General features: G+C 43.3%; 20 protein-coding genes and 1 tRNA gene. 14 read left to right on the plus strand and 7 right to left on the minus strand.

Features of this window, described 5'->3' with window-relative positions:
* Window positions 1–21: 21 nt before the first annotated feature.
* On the plus strand, window positions 22–1,470 hold the full coding sequence (locus ACO064_RS13880; protein ID WP_421831021.1) for a sodium:solute symporter family protein: 1,449 nt from the start codon (window positions 22–24) through the stop codon (window positions 1,468–1,470).
* On the opposite strand, the gene ACO064_RS13885 is transcribed toward ACO064_RS13880, so the two are convergent.
* A complete protein-coding gene (locus ACO064_RS13885; protein ID WP_421827891.1) occupies window positions 1,455–1,907 on the minus strand; it encodes an NUDIX domain-containing protein in 453 nt (150 codons plus the stop codon). The two genes, ACO064_RS13880 and ACO064_RS13885, sit on opposite strands and share 16 nt — an antisense overlap.
* A gap of 83 nt (window positions 1,908–1,990) precedes the next feature.
* Between ACO064_RS13885 and ACO064_RS13890 the strand changes: the two genes are divergently transcribed.
* Window positions 1,991–2,719, plus strand: coding sequence for a ThuA domain-containing protein (locus ACO064_RS13890; RefSeq protein ID WP_421827892.1), 729 nt, complete (start codon window positions 1,991–1,993; stop codon window positions 2,717–2,719).
* 113 nt (window positions 2,720–2,832) lie between these two features.
* Here the strand turns inward: ACO064_RS13890 and ACO064_RS13895 are convergent, their stop codons facing one another.
* Both ACO064_RS13895 and pbpC read right to left on the minus strand, forming a co-directional pair.
* The gene (locus ACO064_RS13895) at window positions 2,833–3,999 is read right to left on the minus strand and encodes a Gfo/Idh/MocA family protein (protein ID WP_421827893.1); all 1,167 of its coding nucleotides are present in this window, start codon (window positions 3,997–3,999) and stop codon (window positions 2,833–2,835) included.
* Between the two features lie 193 nt (window positions 4,000–4,192).
* Entirely contained in the window at window positions 4,193–6,538 is a 2,346-nt protein-coding gene (pbpC, locus tag ACO064_RS13900) for a penicillin-binding protein 1C (protein ID WP_421827894.1), read from the minus strand.
* A gap of 116 nt (window positions 6,539–6,654) precedes the next feature.
* Between pbpC and ACO064_RS13905 the strand changes: the two genes are divergently transcribed.
* The 5 genes from ACO064_RS13905 (at window position 6,655) to ACO064_RS13925 (ending at window position 11,701) form a co-directional block, all read left to right on the plus strand.
* Window positions 6,655–8,067, plus strand: coding sequence for an MBL fold metallo-hydrolase RNA specificity domain-containing protein (locus tag ACO064_RS13905; protein WP_421827895.1), 1,413 nt, complete (start codon window positions 6,655–6,657; stop codon window positions 8,065–8,067).
* A gap of 132 nt (window positions 8,068–8,199) precedes the next feature.
* Window positions 8,200–8,283 (plus strand) — tRNA-Leu (locus tag ACO064_RS13910).
* Between the two features lie 381 nt (window positions 8,284–8,664).
* A complete protein-coding gene (locus tag ACO064_RS13915; RefSeq protein ID WP_421827896.1) occupies window positions 8,665–8,961 on the plus strand; it encodes a helix-turn-helix domain-containing protein in 297 nt (98 codons plus the stop codon).
* Window positions 8,962–8,964: 3 nt separating this feature from the next.
* Window positions 8,965–10,488, plus strand: coding sequence for a DNA primase family protein (locus tag ACO064_RS13920; RefSeq protein WP_421827897.1), 1,524 nt, complete (start codon window positions 8,965–8,967; stop codon window positions 10,486–10,488).
* A 598-nt stretch (window positions 10,489–11,086) separates the two neighbouring features.
* On the plus strand, window positions 11,087–11,701 hold the full coding sequence (locus ACO064_RS13925; RefSeq protein WP_421827898.1) for a hypothetical protein: 615 nt from the start codon (window positions 11,087–11,089) through the stop codon (window positions 11,699–11,701).
* Between the two features lie 158 nt (window positions 11,702–11,859).
* Here ACO064_RS13925 and ACO064_RS13930 read toward each other — a convergent pair whose 3' ends face one another.
* From ACO064_RS13930 to ACO064_RS13940, 3 genes are all read right to left on the minus strand, one after another.
* Window positions 11,860–13,212: a PIN-like domain-containing protein gene (locus ACO064_RS13930; RefSeq protein WP_421827899.1), complete on the minus strand. Its 1,353-nt coding sequence runs from the start codon at window positions 13,210–13,212 to the stop codon at window positions 11,860–11,862.
* A gap of 1,632 nt (window positions 13,213–14,844) precedes the next feature.
* Entirely contained in the window at window positions 14,845–15,621 is a 777-nt protein-coding gene (locus tag ACO064_RS13935; protein WP_421827900.1) for a hypothetical protein, read from the minus strand.
* Between the two features lie 125 nt (window positions 15,622–15,746).
* Window positions 15,747–16,463: a PP2C family protein-serine/threonine phosphatase gene (locus tag ACO064_RS13940; protein WP_421827901.1), complete on the minus strand. Its 717-nt coding sequence runs from the start codon at window positions 16,461–16,463 to the stop codon at window positions 15,747–15,749.
* 176 nt (window positions 16,464–16,639) lie between these two features.
* Between ACO064_RS13940 and ACO064_RS13945 the strand changes: the two genes are divergently transcribed.
* From ACO064_RS13945 to ACO064_RS13955, 3 genes are read left to right on the plus strand one after another with little or no spacing between them, the layout of a single operon-like run.
* A complete protein-coding gene (locus tag ACO064_RS13945) occupies window positions 16,640–17,452 on the plus strand; it encodes a serine/threonine-protein kinase (protein WP_421827902.1) in 813 nt (270 codons plus the stop codon).
* A 1-nt stretch (window position 17,453) separates the two neighbouring features.
* Window positions 17,454–18,623, plus strand: a complete 1,170-nt coding sequence (locus ACO064_RS13950) for a hypothetical protein (protein ID WP_421827903.1) — start codon at window positions 17,454–17,456, stop codon at window positions 18,621–18,623.
* A 24-nt stretch (window positions 18,624–18,647) separates the two neighbouring features.
* Window positions 18,648–19,088: a hypothetical protein gene (locus ACO064_RS13955; protein ID WP_421827904.1), complete on the plus strand. Its 441-nt coding sequence runs from the start codon at window positions 18,648–18,650 to the stop codon at window positions 19,086–19,088.
* 215 nt (window positions 19,089–19,303) lie between these two features.
* Here the strand turns inward: ACO064_RS13955 and ACO064_RS13960 are convergent, their stop codons facing one another.
* A complete protein-coding gene (locus ACO064_RS13960) occupies window positions 19,304–20,647 on the minus strand; it encodes a phage integrase SAM-like domain-containing protein (protein WP_421827905.1) in 1,344 nt (447 codons plus the stop codon).
* 417 nt (window positions 20,648–21,064) lie between these two features.
* Between ACO064_RS13960 and ACO064_RS13965 the strand changes: the two genes are divergently transcribed.
* The 4 genes from ACO064_RS13965 to ACO064_RS13980 all read left to right on the plus strand — a co-directional run bounded on the left by ACO064_RS13965 (window position 21,065) and on the right by ACO064_RS13980 (window position 23,842).
* Entirely contained in the window at window positions 21,065–21,370 is a 306-nt protein-coding gene (locus ACO064_RS13965) for an ISAon1 family transposase N-terminal region protein (protein ID WP_421825547.1), read from the plus strand.
* 48 nt (window positions 21,371–21,418) lie between these two features.
* On the plus strand, window positions 21,419–22,405 hold the full coding sequence (locus tag ACO064_RS13970; RefSeq protein WP_421825679.1) for an ISAon1 family transposase: 987 nt from the start codon (window positions 21,419–21,421) through the stop codon (window positions 22,403–22,405).
* A gap of 96 nt (window positions 22,406–22,501) precedes the next feature.
* Window positions 22,502–22,807 (plus strand): ISAon1 family transposase N-terminal region protein, encoded by a 306-nt coding sequence (locus tag ACO064_RS13975; RefSeq protein ID WP_421825547.1) that lies wholly within the window; start codon window positions 22,502–22,504, stop codon window positions 22,805–22,807.
* A 48-nt stretch (window positions 22,808–22,855) separates the two neighbouring features.
* Entirely contained in the window at window positions 22,856–23,842 is a 987-nt protein-coding gene (locus tag ACO064_RS13980) for an ISAon1 family transposase (RefSeq protein ID WP_421827245.1), read from the plus strand.
* The last annotated feature ends 46 nt before the right edge of the window (window positions 23,843–23,888 follow it).

Here is a 23,888-nt window from a genome sequence, read left to right on the forward strand (position 1 = left end):
GACGACAAGCCTATTCGCCGGATGCTCCTCACCTTCATTGCGCTTTACCTCCTCTCCAACCTCGCCATCGGTGCCTGGGCGGCCCGAAAAGTAACCAGTAGTCAGGATTTTGTGCTGGCCGGCCGGCGACTCCCGCTGGCCCTGGCGGCTTCGGCCACATTTGCTACCTGGTTTGGCTCGGAAACGATCATGGGCGCGCCAGCCATGTTTGTCGACGGCGGTTTTCTGGCCGTTATCGAAGAACCGTTCGGGTCGGCCTTGTGCCTGTTTCTGGTCGGGGCTTTTTACGCCCGACCGCTGTATCGGCTGGGAATCACCACGTTTTCGGATTATTTCAGCATCCGCTTTGGCCGTTCGGCGGAGTTTCTGTCGGCAGCGCTGGTCATTCCGTCGTATTTTAGCTGGATCTCCGCCCAGTTCATCGCAATCGGGATTGTCCTCAACCTGGTCACGGGCGTGCCCATTTTCTGGTGCATTGCGTCCAGCGCAACCATCGTCATGATTTATACGATGATGGGCGGCATGTGGTCGCTTTCCATCACCGACTTTCTCCACAACATCATCATCGTTATTGCGTTGATTATCATTGCCGTCATTTTGTATAACCAGACCGGCGGGATAGCCAGCATCATTCAGAAAACCAAACCCGGTTTTTTCCATTTCCTACCCAAAGCAACGTTCAAAGACAGTGTCGGGTGGGTAGCCGCCTGGATCACCATTGGCCTGGGTTCCATTCCGCAGCAGGACGTTTTTCAGCGCGTGATGTCGGCTAAAAATGAGCGGACCACCGTCCGGGCTTCCTATCTGGCGTCGCTTCTGTACATCACCATTGCCATGCTGCCCCTCTTCATTGGGCTGGTGGGCAAGCAGCTATACCCGGATTTAAGTCAGGACAACCAGATGCTGATTCCGAACATGGTGTTGCGACAAGCCAGCATGCCACTGCAAATTCTCTTTTTCGGAGCCTTGTTATCGGCCATTCTCAGTGTGTCGAGTGGGGCAATTCTGGCCCCGGCAACGGTTTTCGGCGAGAACATCTACCGGTTTTTCAGGCCCGACATCAGCGACAAAACACTGCTGCGCACCATCCGGCTCGCCGTTGCCGCCATTACCCTGATTTGCGTCTGGATGACCGCAACCCGCGACGTCAACATTTTCGAACTGGTCGGCGAGTCGTCGGCGTTCAGTCTGGTATCTTTGTTCGTGCCACTCACGGCCGGTTTATACTGGAAACCGGCCAACACCCTGGGCTGCCTGCTGTCGATGGTGAGCGGAATCGTTGTCTGGTTAACCTGTCTGGCCATTGAAACGGAGTACCCGGCCCTGGTCTACGGCTTACTGGCCAGTATAGCAGGCATGGTTCTGGGTGCGCTAATCGCCCCTAAATCCCCTGAAGGGGACTTGGACGCAGCTTATCCAGATCTAAAAGTCCCCTTCAGGGGATTTAGGGGCAATCAAAAAAACGCCTGATCGATTTTCCCGATATATTCCAGATTAGTCTGCGACGTGAGCCAGCGCTGAATCTGCCGCCCGACATTCGGATAGAGATTCAGGTCGTCCAATTCATGAACGGGCTTCCAGCTAACGGCCAGGGCTGTGGTTTCTTCGGGGTTGATGCGGGGAATACCGCCAATCAACTGACTGGCAAATACCACGTGCAACACATCCTCTTTGGCTTCGGAACCGTTGGCTGGGGGTAAAATCACTTCTCCGACAAACGCGATCGGCCCTACTTCCACGTCGATGCCCAACTCTTCCTGCAACTCGCGCATCACCGTCAGATCCAGGGTTTCGCCCCGGTCGGGATTGCCGCCGGGCAGGGCATACACGTCCGTGTCACCATACCGGTAGTGCATCAACAGCAAATGATTATTCTCGATCAGGAGCACCGCAGGCCGTACTTTCATAACTCAGCAAGAAATTGATGAAACATGAACAGTAAAGTACAACAAAACCGATACTTTTGATACTGTATATTTAACCTTGTGTAATGAAAACGATTGTAAAGTTTCTCAGCATTCTTTGTGTGTTAACCAGCGTGGCGGTTACAACCGTAAACGCCAAAGATGCGATTCTGGTTTTTTCGAAAACCGCAGGCTTCCGGCACAAGTCCATCGAAGTGGGTAAAATGAGTATTGTGAAGTTGGGGCAGGAAAACGGTTTCAACGTCGATACGACCGAAAACGCGGCTCTTTTTACCACCGATAACCTGAAAAAATACAAAGCCGTCGTTTTTCTGAGCACAACCGGTGATATTTTGAACGCGGAACAACAGGCGGCTTTTGAGCAGTATATCAAAAAAGGGGGCGGTTTTGTCGGAATTCACGCAGCAGCCGACACCGAATACGAATGGCCGTGGTACAACCAACTGGTGGGAGCCTACTTCCTAAGCCACCCCAAACAGCAGAACGCCGAAATTGAGATTGTGGACAAAAAACACATTTCGACCAAAGCCCTGCCCGACCGCTGGAAACGCTACGACGAGTGGTACAATTACAAAAGCATTGTGCCGGGTCTGAAAATTCTGGGAAAACTGGATGAGAAAACGTACGAAGGTGGCAAAAACGGCGATAATCACCCGTTTATCTGGTACCGCGAATTCGACGGCGGCCGGTCGTTCTACACTGGCGGGGGCCACACGGACGAATCCTACAGCGACGCCCAATTCCTGACGCACATCCTGGGGGGGATTAAGTACGCAATGGGGAAGAAGAAGTGATTATTACACAGGGTTTATCAGAGGAAATCAGAGTCTATCAGAGAAAAAACTCTGTGTAACCACCGGGCGGCCCCGTCTGATTTCCTCTGATAAACCCTGTGTAATAACTTAACCTAGCTAATCTTAACTTTCCGCCCGGTTTCCGCAGCCTGGTACGTGGCCTGGATGATTTTCACGTCCTGCATTCCCTCTTCACCCGTGATGTGTTTCGGCAGTTGTTTGCCGTCGATCAGATCCTTGCAAATACCGTCCATGTGCATCGCCTGGTGATTGACCACCGGTTTATCGATCGGCCCTTTGCTGGTCATCCCTTTCAGCGGGCCGTAGCCAAAGGCCGGGCGCAACTCAAACCAGCCATTTTCGGCTGATGCGTATAACCGCTCCACACCCGCAGCGTAGCTCGTGGTCGACGTTGAGGTAATCCCGTTCGGAAATTCAAACTGCCAGTACATCGTCTCTTCCACATCCTTGAATTTCTGCGGGTCGGTTTTGGGCGCAAACTGGGCCGTCACCGAAAGCGGTTCCAGACCCGTTACCAGCCGCACACCCTGAATGGCATAGATGCCCACGTCCATCATCGGACCACCACCCGCCATCGCTTTCTTGAGCCGCCACTGGTTCGGATCACCGGCCTTGAAACCGTCGCTGGCTTCCAGAAACTTCAGATTTCCGAATACCTTCTCCCGGCCCAGTCGCATCATTTCCTGCGTGAAGGGTTCATAATGAAGTCGATAGCCAATGGCCAGTTGCACGTTGGCCTTCTTACAGGCATCGATCATAGCCTGACAATCCTTCACCGTGATCGCCATCGGTTTTTCGCAGATCACGTGCTTCCCGGCTTTGGCCGCCCGAATAACGTATTCCGCGTGCATCGAATTCGGCAAAACGACGTAAACCACATCGATGTCCTTGTTGTCGATGATGCGGTCAAACGTCTTGTAGTCGTACACATTCGCTTTCGGAATGTTGTACTTGCCCATCCATTCATCGGCTTTGGCGGGCGTTCCGGTCACAATACCGGCCAGCCGGACGTGTTGCGTTTGTTGCAGCGCCGGGGCCAGTTGATTCTTGGCATACCCACCCAAACCAACCAGCGCCATACCCAATTTACGACCTTGCCGCAGCGGTTCGCCCAGATGCGAAACGAGCGTGTTGATCCGGGCAAATTCATTTTGCTGATTCAGCGAAGCCGCATAACCGGCTAAAGGCGATGCGAGCGCCGAAGCACCAATGCCCTTCGAAAGCTTTTGTAAAAAATCACGACGGTTGGAGTTCATCATAGAGAAGATAAAAATGAGACAAGAGCGTAGAGACTAAAAAAGTCATACGTTGTATTTCTCTACTCTCTTATCGGAATTAATGGAGGTCGCTTTTAGCCCCTAAATCCCCTAAAGGACGGTCGGCCGCTGCCGGACTTTTTGCATCCGAATTAGGCTGTGTCCAAGTCCCCTTTAGGGGATTTAGGGGCTATCTTCACTCCGCTTTGATCGAAATCCGGATGTCGGTATTTCGCCCCTTGTCGTCGGCACAGGATATTTTGAGCGAACCGGGTTGCGGACTGAAGAAAACGCCCTCCGTTGGGGCGGCTTTTCGGTAAAGCTTGTCGTTCAGATACCAATAGACCCGCTTCACTTCATTGTCGGCCTGGCAACTCAGTTGCAACTGCTGGGGCTGATTGGGATTGATAAAATATTCGCTGCCGTCGTTCGGGCTCACAATCTGCGGCCCCTGTTGGGCAAACACCCGCGTGCAGGCCGGGTTGTGGGGCGGTATTTTCAGGTATGGAATCCGGCGGCTTTCGTAGAAGGCAATCAACTCCGGCGCCAGATTCGGATAAAACCGCTGAACGGCCTGATCGGATTCCGAACCGGTATTTTCGGGTAAACAATGGGCGCAGTACGACAACGTTCCGGCTGGGTTGGTCCAGACGGCTTTCTGGTGTTGGCAACGGTGGTAGGGCGAAACCCCCATGATGGCGTAATCGACAATTTTATGCGCACAAAATTCACCCGGCACATCGCCGGTTTCAGCACAAACCTGCCGCATCGACAAGCTTTTCGGCATTCGGAACCAGCCACTGGTCGAATTGTAGTCGATGGCGTTGAAAATATTGAACAACAATGGAGTGGCAATATTGGCACCGCTCAATTCCGGCACGCCCTCGCCCGAAAAATTGCCGACCCAAACGCCGACCGTATACCGTTTGTTGTAGCCAATGCTCCAGGCATCCCGACGACCGTAGGACGTACCGGTTTTCCAGGCGATGCGCGGCAAATGGTAGCTGTTATCAAAATTATTCGGCAAATCCGGGCGCGTGATTTGGGTGAGCGTATTCGTGATGAGAAAGGCGGCATCCTCCGAAATCAGGCGGCTTTTTTTCGCCGGTATTTCATCCGCCGGGGGAGCCATCAAGTTGAGGTTGCTCATCTGACCACCGTTCGCAAAAGCCGCAAAGAGCCTTGTCAGTTCTTCCAGCGTGACGCCACAACCGCCCAGAATGACCGACAAACCCAGCCCTTTCGACTGTTTTTTGATGGTTTCAAACCCGGCTTTTTTCAAATAATTAATAAACGTCGGTGTGCCAAGCTGTTGCATCGTTTTCACCGCCGGAACGTTCAGCGAGTTCGCCAGCGCCGATTCCACCGTGATCGGGCCGTAGAATTGCCGGTCGTAGTTCTCGGGTTCGTAGCCGGAAAAGCTCGTTGGTACATCATTCAGGACGGTTTTTGGCGTCATCAGTCCTTTATCGAATGCCACGGCGTACAGCAACGGTTTCAGGGTGCTACCCGGCGACCGCACCGCCCGGACACCGTCTACCTGCCCGCCATCGTAGCCATTCGCAAAATCCGCCGAACCAACGTAGGCTTCGACGGCCATTGTCTGGTTATTGATCACCAAAACCGCAGCGTTGTGAATGTTCATCGAACACACCCGCCCGACGTAACTGGACACGAGTTGCTCCGCCTGCGCCTGCCGGTTGGGCCGCAGCAGCGTATGAATGATGGGTTGATCGGGCTGGCTTTTTTTCAGCCGCAGCGCCAGGTGGGGGGCTTGTTTCGGTAAGGCCCGCCGGTGTGCCTCCAAGGGTTCGGCCAGGGCGTCGGCGATGGCTTCGGACGTGAACAGGCCGGTTTGCCGGAAGCGGTTCAGCCAGCGGTTTCGTTCCTGAACGATCAGCTTGTTATTGATTCCCAGCCGCAGGGTCGAGGGGCGGTTTGGAATGATCGTGAGCGTTGTGATTTCGGCCAGACTCAGCAGTTGGGGCGGTTTTCCGAGGTACAACATCGACGCTGATTTGATGCCTTCCACGTTTCCGCCGTACGGAATCAGGTTCAGATAGAGTTGCAGAATTTCGTCTTTGGAATAAAAAACCTCCAGTTGAATGGCCCGGAATACTTCGACGAGTTTGCTGGTGTACGTCCGTTTTCGGGGTTCGAGTAACCGCACCACCTGCATGGTAATCGTAGAAGCCCCCGAGGTTCGGCGGCCCGTCGTCAGGTTGCGAACAGCCGCCCGCGCCATCGATAAGGGGTTAAAACCGGGGTGATAATAAAAGAAACGGTCTTCCTTGTGTAAAATCGTTTTTCGCAAAACCGGCGTGATTTCGTCCAGTTCTGTCATTAATCGCCATTTGTCGTCGTCGCTCAGGAAGGCGTGCAGAATGGTGCCGTCGGCGGCTGTAATAACTGTTGAATACCGTGGTCGGACCTTTAACGGAAAAACCAGATTCAACCCCAGCAGCAGCCCGACGAACGCAATCAGGGCTTTAACCCCGCGTCGTTTCCAGAATTTTTTGGCGATATGAAGTAATTTTTCCAATATGCGAACCCTTAAACCCCTAAATCCCCTGAAGGGGACTTGGACCTAGCTTAACCTGTATGCAAAAAAGTCCCCTTCAGGGGATTTAGGGGCATTAAAAGTATAAAAAACGATTTATGAAAATACAATTTTTTGGTGCCGCCCGCACCGTTACCGGCAGTAAACACCTGATTACGACCCAACGCGGAACGCGCATTTTGCTCGACTGCGGTTTGTTTCAGGGCATCAATACCGATGATCTCAATCAGGATTTCCGATTTAAAGCTTCCGACGTTGATTACCTCCTCCTGTCGCACGCCCACATCGACCATTGCGGATTGATTCCACGGCTGGTTCGTCAGGGTTTCACCGGCCCGATTTACTGCACACCTGCCACCGCCGATCTCTGCCAGCTCATGTTACTCGACAGTGCGCACATTCAGGAAAAGGACCTGGAGCGGATCAACAAACGCCGGAAAAAGCAAGACCGCGCCTTGCTCGAACTGTTGTACGAAACCGCCGATGTGGAACGCGCCCTGGAGCTGTTGAAACCGGTCGACTATGGCGAAACGTTCTGGCTCAGCCGCGACGAAGTCAGCGTGGTGTTTACCGACACCGCCCACCTGCTCGGCAGCGCGGCCATTAGCCTGACCGTCCACGAAACCGCTCCGAACGGCGATCCGGTGGAAAAACGCCTGTTTTTCAGTGGCGACATTGGACGGCCGCACGACAAGATACTGAAAATGCCGGAACCCTTTCCGCAGGCGGATTACATTCTTTGCGAATCGACGTATGGCGACAAACTCCACGAGCCGGAAGTCGATATGAGTGCGCATTTGCTGCGGATTGTACACGAAACCTGCGTGGTGCGTCGGGGCAAGCTCATCATTCCGGCTTTTGCCGTCGACCGGACGCAGGAGCTGGTGTATGCGCTCGACCAGCTTGAAAACCGGGGCGAATTACCGCGTCTGCCGGTATACATCGACAGTCCGATGGCCGTGAAAGCCACGCATTTGATGAAAGCCCACGAGGAATGTTTCAACCCGGAGATTCTGGCCTACATCGAAAAGGACGGCGACGCCTTTGCCTTTCCGAACCTGCATTACGTGTCGGATGTGGAAGAATCGAAAGCCATCAACGACCGCGACGAACCCTGCATCATCATTTCCGCATCGGGCATGGCCGAAGCCGGGCGCATCAAACACCACATCAAAAACAACATCGAAGATTCGCGCTGCACGATTCTGATTGTGGGCTACTGCGGCCCCGAAACGCTGGGCGGGGCCTTGAAACGGGGCGATTCGCAGGTGAAAATCTTTGGCGAAACGTTTCTGGTGAAAGCCGACGTGGAGGTGATGGACTCCTTCAGTGCCCACGGCGATTACCGGGAGATACTCGAATTTCTGTCGTGCCAGGATGCGGGGCAGGTAAAACAGGTGTTTCTGGTCCACGGCGAATACGACCGGCAGGTAGTTTTCCGACAGAAACTCCAGAGTGCCGGTTTCCAGAATGTCTACATTCCGGCGCTGTATGAGTCGGTGGTATTGTAGGCCATTTGAAAAAAGCGCAGGCAAAAGCCGTCTGAAACCTAAAAAAACAAAGAAACCGTAAAAAAACTGTAGAGACGGCTTGCATAGAAAATCAAAACCCTGCATCTTTGCAATCCCATCTGGGGAATATATGCCGAAGTGGTGAAACTGGTAGACACGCACGTTTCAGGGGCGTGTGAACGTAAGTTCATGCGAGTTCGAGTCTCGCCTTCGGCACAGCATTAGACCCGTAGTTAACTGTTATTCAGTTGATTACGGGTTTTTTGTTTTCTGTTGGGGGAGGATTCGGGGGAGGAATAAGGAAATCAATAACAATTGCCCCGCCCTCAATATTCAATATAATCTACATAATACCCCGCTTATTCTCCCGTCTATATTACTGCCTATATAACCCGTCCTGAGCTGGTGTTCCCGATCAATTGAATATCCTATCAGTTTTACACATGTAAGTATCTGATTTTTAGATAATTATAAAGTATCCTACATTCGCTATTCCAAATCGGAACCTGATCAAGACCACATATTTTTTCAAACATGAAGGATGTTTGATTTGTTTTCATTTCCTTTGTCACATGTTAAACTAAACATATGATAGAAATGGCTGTTTTAAGACAATTGCAGATTGAACAGATGGATGCGCAAACCTTCAATGACCGGCTTGACCGGTTTGAAAAACTAATAATCTCGATGGGAGAACGTATTTCCCCCTCTCCTATTGTCACCTATATCACACGTGAACAGGTCGCCAAGAAGTTTGGTGTAAGCCTGGTAACGCTGTGGTCTTGGGAAAAGGCGGGAATTATCCAGGGTTATCGCCTAGGCAACCTAGTTAGATACCGAGAGGATGAGATCGACACTGCGCCGGTACGCATTCAATATAAAAAAACAAAGTAGAAAATGAAAGCACCTGGAGAAATGCAATCGATTCCTACTCTGTTTGAAGATCAGAGTAAAGATACAAATTCGGCGTCGTTTTCACAAGAGAGGCTAGAGGGTCTGGAACGGCACATAGTTGACATGTCAGCTACTACTACCGAAACATTCGACCCGACACCTCACGAGAAGGTTTTGGACCAGCTATTGAGCCAAATAGAGCCAATTGACTACCGAGCCTATGCCAATGCGGAAGGTCAAGACGACAAGCTTAAAACTAAACACTTTCTGGTAGTTACCGCCTGGGTAATTCAAGACTTAGCCAGACGCAACCGATGGGCCATTTGTCGAAATCAAGATTTTATTTACATCTATAATGGCGCTTATTGGAAGGTTATTCAGAAAGATGACCTAAAGCTTTTCCTAAGCAGAGCTGCGGAAAAAATGGGCGTCGATAAGATTACGGCTCAATACGTCAAGTTTATCGACCAACTATTTGACCAGTTCAATTCATCCGCCTATTTTCCCGCCCCGGAAGGTGACCGCAGTGCAGTTAAAATTAACCTGCTCAACGGAACCTTTGAAATCGGGATCGACCGCCAGCAATTACAAGCTCCCAATAGTCTGGATTTCCTAAAATACCAACTACCGTTTCCCTACGATCCTGATGCTAAGGCCCCCATATTTCATCGATACCTTAACACTGCTCTACCAGACTCGGATTGCCGTAAAGTGTTGGCTGAATTCTTAGGGTATGTGTTTATTAGTACATCAAAGTTGAAACTCGAAAAGGCCCTACTCCTTTACGGCAGCGGAGCCAATGGAAAGAGCGTTATTTTTGAGATTACTTCTGCGATGTATGGGCGGGATAATATTAGTCATTATGGCCTGCAAAGCCTAACCACAGAACCGGCATACTGCCGCGCTCACTTAGCCAACAAGTTGTTAAATCATGCTAGCGAGATCAGCGGGAAAATGGAGGCCAATATGTTTAAACAACTCGTATCGGGCGAACCAGTGGAGGCGCGTCTACCTTACGGTCAGCCGTTTGTGATGACCGATTATGCAAAATTGATTTTCAATTGTAACGAGCTTCCGTCCGATGTGGAACATACCCCGGCCTATTTTCGACGGTTTATTATTCTCCCATTTAACGTCACGATTGCTGAAAAGGATCAGGATAAGCAGCTAGCGGATAAAATCATTCGCACTGAACTATCCGGTGTATTCAACTGGGTACTAGAGGGGCTACGTCGTTTACTATCTCAGGGCCGGTTTACCGACTGTGAGGCTGTTCGCCAGCAGATAGAACTGTACAAACAGCAATCGGATAGCGTACGTCTGTTTTTGGATGAGGAGGGGTTTAAGGCTACCCCAGACCAACATCCTAAACCACTAAAAGACCTGTATTCGTCCTACCGTAGTTATTGTTCGTTCGATGGCTACCGTCCAGTTAACAACAAAAATTTCAAAAACCGTCTGAATAGCTACGGAATTATAACCGAAAAGAAGACAATTGGCCAAGTAGCGTATGTCACAAAGGCTTAGTTCATATTTTTAAAAATTTGTTTTTGGGCTGTCATTTTCGTCAGTACCGTCATGGCGGGAGTTGAATTCACTCTTCCGTTCTTTCTATTCATGACGATACTGACAATAATGACGCTCGAAAAAGACATTTTTTTTCTATGCCATGACGATAAACACATTTCACTATCAATATCTAGTTTACAATGGCCGTAATACTCGACTCGATTGCCCTGATTGCGGTAACTGGAATGAAAAAGCGGAAATGCTGACCAAACAAGGTTTTCAAATTGCGGTATCGGATTACCTGGAAAAGAATACGACATCCAAACAAAAGGACCAGGGTTTTGGCCTAGGTGAATTTTTATTGGAAAATGGGAAAGGCTATCCGCCCGGATAGGACATGACTAGTCAATCAACACCTCGATTAGTAGTTAGTCCGCGCCTGGCAGGACGGACAATGGTATTCAGGGTTGCGGAGGATCAATTGGGGCTATTCTCTTTTCAAGCATAATGACCCGCCAGTAGATAAGAGCGCCTTAATATACCGGTATGAGTCTCCTGAGCCTCGTTTACTGTTTTTTTAAGATTGTCATTTTTTAAAATAATTAAATTGAATAAAATGCAAACCAAAAACTCTGTTGTCACGAGCCTAATTGGTATAGTGGACCACTACGATGGTCACCCTATCGCTCACCGTATAATTAAAACCCATTATGTCCAGCTCCTACCGGATGGATCTACGTTGTATTCTTTGTATGAGCTTGATAAGTATCAAATTCGGCTTGACCTGAACAGATTAAAGCAAAGGGGATACGACTTGGGAGAGGTTTCTTATATGTTAAAGCAACGCAGGTACGAACCAGATGAAACATTTTTTAGCAAATCATATCAAAAGGTTTTGGAAGAAATGCCCGCCATCCATTACGGCCTGTTTGATGTTGTCGATATATACGGCGATACTTGGATGATCGACGCTGTTGCAGCTATCCAGAATTTAGGCGGAGATATGATGTGGTATAGGCCAGGACGGGGGCGCGTGGTATTGGGCAATTATCGCCTTTACGAAGAACACTGTAAACAGCATAAGATTAAGCCGCTCCTCAAACATGAATATATCGCTGCCGTCCATGATAAGAAAAAACTATTCGATGATTCGTTGCCTATTCCGATTGAGGCTCAGTTCAAAGAGCGAAAACGGAGGGTGAAAAAGGTGAGAGGAGAGTGGTTAAAGTAATGATCAAAAGGGCCGTCTGATAAGGGCGGCTTTTTTGGGCTTTCAAAAATGACCATACCGCCAAACGCATTAACACTTCTTACAACATCAAGACCGATACACAAGATGCTTGTGCTTCTCAAGACATTCTCAGTCTTTCCACTTGTTTTGCTATAATCCTAAGATTCTGGAAGAAGCGCATCGTCTTCAGTCTCCATAACTATTTTATGATTTTCGTTGTCAATAGTTTCTCCCTTTTGCAATTTTTCATAATACTCTTCTTCAAGTAAATCTTCTTCATTAGTGGCATCGGAATATTCTATATAATCATCTAAATAACATTCTTGTAAAACGGTTGCTCCTTTTAAATTTATAGATTGGCTTTCCTTCTCTCCTATCGGATATTCATATACTTCGAAGTGACCATCTATTTCATTTCCACAATTTTCACATTCAAAGCTTGCATAGGCAGTGTGTAGAACTTCTCCATCAATCATCTCTTCATCTACAACATTATATTCAAATTCTAAAAACAAATCATCTGCATCAATTCTCCCTTCTTTAAGGCAAGATTTGCACTCAAAAACCAATTCATTAGGATTTCTATAAAATACTGGTGGAACTCCGAACAAAGTCAATTGACCTACTTTAATAATTTCTTCATCATCAATTTGTGTTTGAAGATACTGTTTTGACAAGTGCAAAAACTGCTGCTGATTGTACATCCAGAAGGAAACATTTGCAATATCATACATTTCACGTATTAATTCCTCTCTAGGAGATTTAATACGCTTTTTATTTTCTTCAAGTATACACCAGTCACTTTTAAGATCATTACAAATAAAAGCAATTGGTTTTTTTAATTCAGTAGCAAGTTCAACAATTTGTTTCCATATAAATAGATCACCAAAAGCTTGTAAACCTTTTTTATCCATCAGATCCTCATACCCAGGTGGTATTTTTAATTCATACCTAAATTTCCCTTCTTGCGATATACTATAAAGCTCTTGAAATGTGTATTTTCGACCGACATTAAAATGAATATCAAATTCTTTTAAAACGGGATCATCGTTCTCAAATTCTTTGATTTCCTGAATCTTAGACTCAATTCTAATCTTTATTTTATTAAAAAAATCTCTATAATCTTTATTAAGCTGATCAAGTTTTGGAATAAAATCATTTATTTCATCTTGTTCTAAATATGGATGTTCATCACTATTCCGTGTATCTTCTTGTATCTCTATAAGTTTTGTTTTTGCCTCAATTAAATTCTTTTTTACTTCGGCTAGTTCTTTCGAGAGCAAAGGATAGTAAAATCTACTAATAGGCTTTTTTAAAGTATTTAACCTATTATTTAGATATTCATATTCCGTATGAGAAGCAATCCATAATCTTCCTTTTATTTTGTCAAATACTTCACGGAAAATGACTTCATTAGTCTTACTTGGATAAACATAAAAATCTAAAAGGGCTGATGTATCAAAGACAAAAATACATTCATTAAAAAAAGCTTCTTGCCTGTCCGCAGGCATAGTGAATAGGTTATTATAGCCATTTATATCCATATAATTTCAAATAATTACAATCGCGACATTAAGAACAGGAAAGTATTTTCTGGAGAACTTATGAATCCTTCTGCATATTGCAGCATATATATTGCGATTTGCCAACAGGAAATCAGGCAAATATATCTATATAAAATTAATTCTCTACTTTACTCGCTATTTATTGTTTAGAGCCCATCCTAGGGAGTCTACAATTCTTTTGCCCTTTCATATTCAGGCTGGATAATAAACCTTGCAAATAGTATTTTTGAACAGACATATATTTCAGCTCGTCGGTCGGGCAATCCCAACTAACGATAGTTTCGACATTAGTATTTTATATAAAAGATTTACAAAATATGCCCGAATAGCAACAATCTAAATTAGGGAAATGAATTCGGCCCACTTAAGGGGAGATAGATTAACAATGGGTATTAATAAATGAAAGTAGCAACATCTATGGGTCCTTCCCGGCTTGTATATAGTGCGGGCGTCCTCGACCCCGAAAACGCGCTATTTTAACAGTTTTCTGACTTGCGAAGGTTTCTACCATATATCAGAATATTATATATATAATGTATAAATGTCATTAAACTTTTGAAAATATAAAATGACTTGCGAAAATGTCCTTATAAATTCTAATGAAGTTAATTTTAACGAGTAATAGTGACCTGGCGTCAATTCAGCTTTACTTTGGATGAGGGCTTTTGCCTTTAATGAAAAAAGGTTCGGGCTTGATGCAACCAACCTAATATCTACATTGTTAATAAGAAATAGATCAAAATTTATCCGTACAAAGTAAGCTATTTGATTACAGAATCTTAAAGTAATATACTTTACATTAAAGGCAAAATATGAAATTATATTTGCAGGCTTTATTTTACAAGTTATTTAAATACAAGTAATTATGATAGATTATTCTTGGATAATAGGCTAATTTTCAAACTAATATTGTAAATTAACAATCTTATGAATAACACTTTAACATTTGATGTTATATTAAAAAAATATATTTTATTTACCTGAAAATTATATTTAAAAATCTTTGGTAAATATTTATATACTCCTACCTTAGTTCTCGCTAAGTTTCCTTATAGGTGACGGAATTGTCTTTTACAGACTCCATTTTCTGCCAACTCAAATTATTATATTTGCCAGTAGAGCGGTGACCGTTCACTCCGTGGGTTTGCTGTAATAGCACTTCCAAGCCTTATATGGGACTTAGCAAGCGGGTAGTGGCGGCACCGCTTTATTATTCGATCATCCCTCAGCCGTGAGAGGGCTTTTGCTAAAACCATATATAAATGTCAAACTCAACGATTAACCAAGCGGGTCCAGGCTACTCACTTGTATTTGTACCAGACAACATTTTGGCCACACTAAGTCACCCGATGTACGCCAATAATCTGCGTACTTGCTTAACAAATTGGTTCACGACCTGGGTGCAAGACCCGGAGATGACTCCGAATCCTGTAGATTTTAATGCTAATGCGAGGCTATACGCACTCTTGGACTCGTTTTTAGGGCAGGTTCACGTACAGCTTGAATCAAGCGAGGAGGAGAATTAGTAGTACTAAAGAATTGTCCTTTCATTAAAATTTGTATCTTAAAATCCCGGCTCTACCAAGTACCGGGATTTTGTATATCAATATTATTTCTAACCTCTAATTGTAAACGAGATCGATGAAATGGACTAAGATGTTTTTGAAAATATAGCCATTTTGATATGGTTCTATCTTTAGCGGCTCCAGTAAGCCAATTTGGCCCAATTTTTTTGTCTGCACCTGTAGTTCTTAATAAATATTCAAAGAAGGCTAGTTCAAATTTATTAGGAGTATGTCTAAAAAACATTTTTGCCAGGTTTTCTTTTGAAGAAGAATGCCCCCCTATAGAGTAAATGGTTTCAATTGGAAGATTATGTATTTCCAAAATAACCTCTTTTTGCTCTCCCCTATATCTATCTATCCCGGTTGAATATCCAACAATTTCCGACTTGAAATCGTTACAAGAGCTTATAAAATGGGGGTCTTCATAGAGTTTATTCAAGTTAATTATTACATTTTCGGGTTTGGGATCTATAGAGAAAATAGCCCCAATATCATCCTGAAATCTACCTGGAACTCCTCCTTTAAAATCCTTTGCTATTTCAAAATCTAATGTCCAAGAAGAAATTGTTTCTAATAAACTAAGCTTTTCTGCCATTTCCCAGACATACATTTTTTTTAGCGAAATTTGTCTGTAACATTTTTCACTTACTATCCGAAAGGAAGGGTCTAGCATTATTGCCAATTCCTTTATTTTCTTGCCGCGTTTCTCTTTTTGTAAAATACTGCCCCCGCGTTGCCAATCGCTTATTGCTTGTAAAAGCTCTAAAGTAAATTTTGAACTGCCGATCATATTAATTTCAAATTCTTTTACTGTATTTAAAAGAGAATGTTGTTATACGATATTATCGTAAAAAGATACATGTAAAATAGAAATTAATCTTATAACTCTATGTGCAAATTATTTTGCTATTATAATTACAAAATTTCTATTATAAACATGGAATAATTATCTTTTGAAGAACAACGGCATATATATTTTATTTCACGCAATATATATTCTAAGGTGTTATTATTAATAAATAATAAGCTTAATATTTCGTCATCGACTGCTTCTAAAATTCCGTCAGAACAAATAAGAAAAAAATCTTTACTTTTAATGCCTGAAATTTCTTTTATTCCTATTTCACAATGATTACTTGTACCTTTTATACATTGCAATACATAGGTCTTTAACCAATGGTGTTTCGCTTCTCTTTCAGTTAATTTACCAATCTCTACTAGTTTATTTACTAATGAATGGTCTTGAGTTCTATATAAAATATGGCCGTTTCTGATATGGTATACCCTACTATCTCCAACCCAGCCAATTTTGCATGTATTTTCACAAAAATCTACTATTACCGCCGTGGTTGACATACCTAGGCTTTCTGAATGTAAAGAAATATAGGTGTCGAACTGCCTCTCTGTATATCTTACTGCGTCAATAATATCATATTTAAATATTTTAATTCTTTCATATAGACTATAAGACGCTAACCTTGACGCCACATCTCCGTATTTTCCTCCTCCAACGCCATCGCAAAGTATAAACACATTTTCATGTTCAATTGCATTATCAAAAAATGGGAAAATAGAATCCTCGTTTCTTTCCCTTTTTCCTATTTCGCTCAATGCCAATGCTCTGCATTTCATATCTACTTTATATTGAATGTATTGGGCTCACACTTAATTGACAGAAGTTTTCAACCAATATTAAAATAAAATTTGAGAATTATAAGGTTTTTTATAAAAATTTATCCTATTTGAGGTGTTTAAAATATAGCCTAATTCAAAATATCAATAATATTGGAATATTGTTACCTAAAAGTATGAATACTGAATTCTCTTTGTGTTATAATATACAAGACCTAGCAGTTGGGGGGCAAAAAAAGGTGTGGAAAGGAGACCATCCTGTATTTGGCTCTGTAGCATTAAAGGAAGGTACTGTAGACAGCCTGAATTCTTTAGAAAGAATAAAACGCGAAATAGAGACATTAGGATCGATTTCATCAGAATATTATCCTAAACAATTTTACTACAGTGACAACCCGGCAAATAATATATTTTACATAATTGAAGAATATATACAAGGAGAAACCTTGCGTACATCATCAAATTTGTTTGATAGCGAAGAAAAAATTATCGATCTATTTGAGAAGCTATTAGATGCTTTAGAAATAATTTGGCAGCGCCGTATAGTGCATAGGGATTTGAAACCAGAAAATATAATAATCACTCCAACTCTATCTCCGTGTATACTTGATTTGGGAATTGCCAAATATTTAGATAGATCTTCCCTAACCAATACATTTCAAGCGGTAGGCCCATGTACACCTTTTTATGGAGCTCCCGAACAGTTATTGAATAAGAAAAATGAAATTGATATTCGAGCCGACTTTTTTGCATTAGGAATAATATTGTTGGAACTTCATTTAGGATTTCATCCTTTCGACCCCATAGTTCTTAGGAGCAAATACCCAATTCCATACAATATAATTAATGGAGATTATGTTAGAGCAAGTGCTAAACCAGGAACAAGTATTTTTTTTACTAAATTAACAGATACTTTATTAAGAGTTCAGCCATATCAAAGGTTTAGAAATTTGTCTGTATTAAAAAAATTTGTCTCAGAAAATACTTAGTATGAAAGTTTATCATCAAACCGGCTTCCGTTTTATTTGGAACATTGATTCTTACATACAGGGTGTAGGGGATGGATTGATTTTCTCGCCAGTAAATATTAGTTCTGATGAATTGGAGAGTATTGACGAAAGCATAAAGAAGTCTAGTTTTTTAGATCCTCAACTTTATTTGCCAAGCCAAGAAAAAGGACAACTTATAACTTACAATTATTTTCCTCTAAATTTTATTCCTGGATTCACGACGATAGCTTTACATTCCCAGCAAGATATGCTGGCAAAAGAATGTGTTGATATTCAGGTTCGTAATGATTTTGAATATATAGTAATTCCCTGTCGATATTATGATGAATTTCCTACCAATTATTTTGACAATCAAACCGAGTTTTATATTGATCCATTTTGTAAATATATTTCGACTTTAGATTTAGCAAAGAAAATACTTATTACTGTAGTTGTTAAGCCTATAATGTTAACTGATGTTGCAAAAAGAGATGATATTCTAAACTGGATAACGAGCCAACAAAATATTGATGGAATTTATTTGATTTTTGAAAATAATTTTTTAACAAAACAAATAAAGGATGTAGATTTTTTATTTGGCGCACTTCAATTTATTGATTTGATCAAATTCAATGGATTAGAAGTTCATATCGGATATTGCAATGTAGAAGGACTTTTATATTCAGCAGCGAATCCAGATTCTATAACTATTGGATCTTATGAAAATTTACGACATTTTAAAGTAAAAAGATTTGAAGTTGTTGAAAAACAACAGATGAAAGGTCCCAATGCTCGCATTTATAGCGGCTTGTTGTGTCAGTGGATTGACTACAGCTATTTGGCCTCCTTAAAGGCTCTTTATCCAAATTATAATTTAATGCTTGAAGATAGTGATTTTAAACTCGCCATGTTTGAGGCTTCGTATAAATGGCATTTTAGTAAGCCTCAACCTTATAAGCATTTTTTCAAGGTGTTTTATGATCAGACTAAATTGTTGCCTGTGAATCAGGACGATAGAATACCATATTTAAAAACACTCTTTTCCAAAGCAATTGATGAATTCGAGATTATTAAAAATAAAGTTCGATTAGATCCAGATAGTGACGGATCTCATTTGTATATTTGGCTTAACGTTTTATCAATGTACGAAGACTTTAAAAATAATTCTTAATTTATGTTCAAGAGCGAGGCCGAAATGTCGGAAAACTTCTATATTGCTTTGCATCAATATAATATGCTGAAAGAATGTAAAGGCCTTTTCGGTATTCCTGATTATGTTATTTTTGAAGAAAAAAATGACTGTGATTTCTATATTGTTTCAATCGAATTAAAATTGAAGAATTGGCAACAAGCATTAACTCAAGCATTCCGTTATTTAAGTTTTTCGAATAAGTCATTTGTAGTACTTGATGAAAAATTCATTCGACCTGCATTAAATAATATAAATATATTTGAACAGTATAATATTGGTTTGGCTTCATTTAATCTAAATCATGATTTTAAAATTTATCTTAACCCTGTTGAAATTACTCCTTTTGACCCGGTTCTAAATGAAAATTTAACGAAATTAATTACAGCTTCTCATGCAAAAACCGGATACAATAAATGTCTATCTAAAACTTTAAATTATTTTTAAGTCTACTACTTCGTTTTTTAATATTCGATTTTTTTTGCTAAATTCTGACCCATTATCTTCTTGCCCCCTTGCGTCTTAGATAATGGTTATCAATACGCGCTAAGTTTTTGACTTTCTCTTTTATGACTTATACTTTTTGGGGTTTTGCTGTAAAAGCACAGCAAGTTGTTAAGCAGCCCATTACTCTTCTTTTCTTTCAACAATTAGGTTAAGTTTTATTGAGCTGTCTTTGGCAGAGCTGAGTTTTGGCGCATGTATGACCGGATTAGGCTCTCCGTTTCCTCTGGATCAATTTTAATATATTTAAGAAACTCAGACTCTTTTTTGTGTCCAGTAAGCTTCATTATCAGTAAGGTAGGCATACCTCTCTTAAACATATTTGTGGCAAATGATCTACGTGCTGTGTGGGTTGTGATAAGTTGCCATTTCTCAACACCCGAAGAGATTTTGCTCCATCCGTCCGTGGTTTTTATGACCTGTTTACCTCCTTTCGTTACATGTTTTAATATGCGTTCGTTGATTTCGGCCAATTGGCAAATTTCCTTTAGATATTCATTCGTTTTTTGATTGGAAATCCCGCTCGGTAGTCGATTATTATACTTTTTCAGTATTTCTATGACCACTTCACTTTCAACCGGTATAGTAACCCGTAGACCCGTTTTCTGTTGTTTAAGATTTAAAGATACCTCCCCCTCCGTATTGGATTTAAAATGCTCGGGCTGTAAAGCAGAGAAGTCAGAGAACCGTAGACCTGTCCAGGCAGCGAAAACAAATAGGTCTCGTACTTTTTCAAGACGAGGGGTTTTGCTGAGATCAAGTAAGTAAATCCGGTTTAGCTCTGGTTCCGTCAAGTAAATATTTTCGGCATCTTCTCTAAGATTTGAAAATTTACGAAAGGCCAAGTTTGTAGTAAAGCCCTCATCAACGGCCGCGCTCATAAAACCTTTGACATTTTCGATATACTTACTTACGTTATTAGTTGCATAGTTTCGGGCTGTAAGCCATTCAGTAAAGGCCTTGTAAAAATGGCTGTCAATATTTTCGAAATCCAGCGGTCGGGGGTATTTAAGCGCAAACGCTTCTAGGCCGTTCAAAGTGGTTTTATAACGCCGAATAGTACTAGGGGAAATAACACGTCCGGCTCTGTTTCCCTTACTTCGTACTAGACGGGTAGGGCAAGTTTCAATATACCACCGAACAAATTGTAATAACGTCTTGGGTTTGTCTTCTACCGGGGCCGGATTTAGAAACTCCTCAATGCGACTTTTCAAGACATCCTTAGTAAGCGCAATTCGTTTAGACTTTAGGTCGGCAATAATTTCACCTGCCGCCTTCTCTAAATCGTTCAGGAATGAGTTAATCTTATCCTTATCAATCGCGTCAACAACATTCTTTACCCTTTGCTTAGTGTAATTCCAGTGGGTAGGCAGTACCTTAAAACCCGTACTAATTTTCAGTCGATCATTGTCAAAGCAAACTATGCAATGGATAGGAGTAGCTACTTTAGCTTTAACATCGCGTAGGTTGTAGATAACGGGAGAAAGTGATTTCCGGGGCATGTCAACAGTGGTTTGACTTTACACCAAATATAAGGAAAGTTTTGAAGCGGGGGAGGAAAGGGGGGAGGAATAAGTTAATTAATCCGATTATATATTAATAGTATTTAATATGTTAATTTTATATAAATCAGCAATACTATTAAATTTAGGCCATAATTAGTCTTTTACAGTTCGTACGATAAAAGTGAAATTAAGGTAGTTCGAGTCTCGCCTTCGGCACAGCATTAGACCCGTAATCTTTCGATTACGGGTTTTTTGTTTTTAGGGGAATGCCATTTGTGGCGGTGCACAAAAGTTCCAATATATGGGATCAAGTACAAAAGTTGTGGAGGGCGTAGGATTTTTTGGATCAAGTGCAAAAGTTGTGGAGGGCGTAGGATTTTTTTAGGTTTGTGTTTTTAATCAAACCTGACCGTCTTGGAGAGTTTCTTACCTTTAGTCGAATACCTGTTACCTGATTTTATCGTAGCCTATTATGAACTGACCCGTGTCGAGAAGTCTTCGGATCTGCTTCATGTTTATCTGGAAGAGAAAAACTACCCGGAGTCCGATCCCGCTAAAGCATTTCTTTTATCGAAGGGTTTCTTACCTGAAATTACCATCCAGGACTTCCCCATCCGTGATAAACGGGTTTTTCTTCATATTAAACGTCGTCGCTGGCCACCGTGGCGCGGCTCAATACCCAGACCGGTCACATCCAGCAAAGAGATTGGTCACAGGTAGCAGAGGGAACGCGAATGACGAAAGAATTCGCGCTTTTTTTAAACCAGCTTGACGGATTTATCCCCCCACAGTACCAATAGCCTGGGTCGTTTATATGGCGTTGACGGAAAACGTTTGTCCCGCCAGTATCGGACCCATTTGAGCCATTTTCAGAACTGGTCCCAGCTAAAACATGCTAAACAGTGGCTGTTATATCCCCAAAATATAGGAACGCATTTGTCAATTGATGAGACTAGCCTTTCGCATGGCGAGTTATATACGATTCTGACCAATAAAGCAGCCAAAGGCCAAAAGGGCAGTATTGTAGCCATTATCGCCGGTACAAAAGCGGAAACCGTGATCGCTATTCTCCGGAAAATCCCCGAAAAGCTCCGCAAAAAGGTGACCGAAATCACCCTGGATATGGCGGGCAATATGAGCCTGATCGCCAAAAAAAGCTTTCCACGCGCCACTCAGGTCACCGACCGGTTTCATGTTCAGCAATTAGCCCTGGAAGCCGTCCAGGAGATGCGTGTCCAGTACCGGTGGGAAGCTCTGGATGCCGAAAATGCAGCCCTTGAACAAGCCAAATCAGCTCAAAACACGTATGAGCCGGAGCTGCTTTCCAATGGCGATACGCTCAAACAATTGCTGGCCCGCAGTCGGTATGTGCTCTATAAAAAACCGGGTGATTGGACTGAAAGCCAACGGGAACGGGCTGAACTGCTCTTTGATCGTTATCCTGCTCTAAAACAAGCCTATGAACTGAGTCAAAGCCTAAGCCACATTTTTGAGAACACCACCGACAAACTCTATGGCTTGGCCCGCCTAGCCAAATGGCATGAAAAGGTCCGGCAATGCGGTTTTAAGGCTTTCAACACCGTGGCCCGTTCGATTCAAAATCACTATGACACGATCCTGAACTACTTTGACAACCGCAGCACGAATGCCTCGGCCGAATCTTTCAATGCCAAAATCAAAGCGTTCCGAGCTCAGTTCAGAGGGGTAAGAAACGTTGAATTCTTTCTTTATCGATTAACGCAGTTATATGCTTAATCCAACTTGATCCACAACTTTTGTAATTGATCCTACAAAAGTTGTGGAGGGCGTAGGATTTTTTTAGGTTTGTGTTTTTAATCAAACCTGAGCGTCTTGGAGAGTTTCTTACCTTTAGTCGAATACCTGTTACCTGATTTTATCGTAGCCTATTATGAACTGACCCGTGTCGAGAAGTCTTCGGATCTGCTTCATGTTTATCTGGAAGAGAAAAACTACCCGGAGTCCGATCCCGCTAAAGCATTTCTTTTATCGAAGGGTTTCTTACCTGAAATTACCATCCAGGACTTCCCCATCCGTGATAAACGGGTTTTTCTTCATATTAAACGTCGTCGCTGGCCACCGTGGCGCGGCTCAATACCCAGACCGGTCACATCCAGCAAAGAGATTGGTCACAGGTAGCAGAGGGAACGCGAATGACGAAAGAATTCGCGCTTTTTTTAAACCAGCTTGACGGATTTATTCCCCCACAGTACCAATAGCCTGGGTCGTTTATATGGCGTTGACGGAAAACGTTTGTCCCGCCAGTATCGGACCCATTTGAGCCATTTTCAGAACTGGTCCCAGCTAAAACATGCTAAACAGTGGCTGTTATATCCCCAAAATATAGGAACGCATTTATCGATCGATGAGACTAGCCTTTCGCATGGCGAGTTATATACGATTCTGACCAATAAAGCAGCCAAAGGCCAAAAGGGCAGTATTGTAGCCATTATCGCCGGTACAAAAGCGGAAACCGTGATCGCTATTCTCCGGAAAATTCCCGAAAAGCTCCGCAAAAAGGTCACCGAAATCACTTTGGACATGGCGGGTAACATGGCTTTGATTGCCAAAAAAAGCTTTCCACGAGCTACTCAGGTCACCGACCGGTTTCATGTTCAGCAATTAGCCCTGGAAGCCGTTCAGGAAATGCGCGTCGAGTACCGGTGGGAAGCCCTGGATGCCGAAAACGAAGCCCTTGAACAAGCCAAAGCCACTCAGAGTGAGTACGAGTCCCCGGTGCTTTCCAATGGCGATACCCTTAAACAATTGCTGGCCCGCAGCCGGTATGTGCTTTATAAAAAACCGGGTGATTGGACTGACAGTCAACGGGAACGGGCTACGCTGCTTTTTGATCGGTACCCTGATCTGAAAAAAGCCTATGATCTCAGTCAAGCCCTAAGCCAGATCTTTGAGAATACGACCGATAAACTTTATGGCTTGGCTCGTCTGGCTAAATGGCATGAAAAGGTCCGGCAGTGCGGTTTTAAGGCCTTCAACACCGTGGCCCGTTCGATTCAAAACCACTATGAGACAATCCTGAATTATTTTGACAACCGCAGCACCAATGCGTCGGCCGAATCTTTCAATGCTAAAATCAAAGCGTTCCGAGCCCAGTTCAGAGGGGTAAAAAATGTGGAATTCTTTCTTTACCGATTGACGCAGTTATATGCTTAATCCAAGATGCTCCACAACTTTTGCTCTTGATCCAATATATGCAAAT

Origin of the sequence: Larkinella sp. (assembly GCF_965227735.1) — a bacterium.
Classification (GTDB): Bacteria; Bacteroidota; Bacteroidia; order Cytophagales; family Spirosomataceae; genus Larkinella.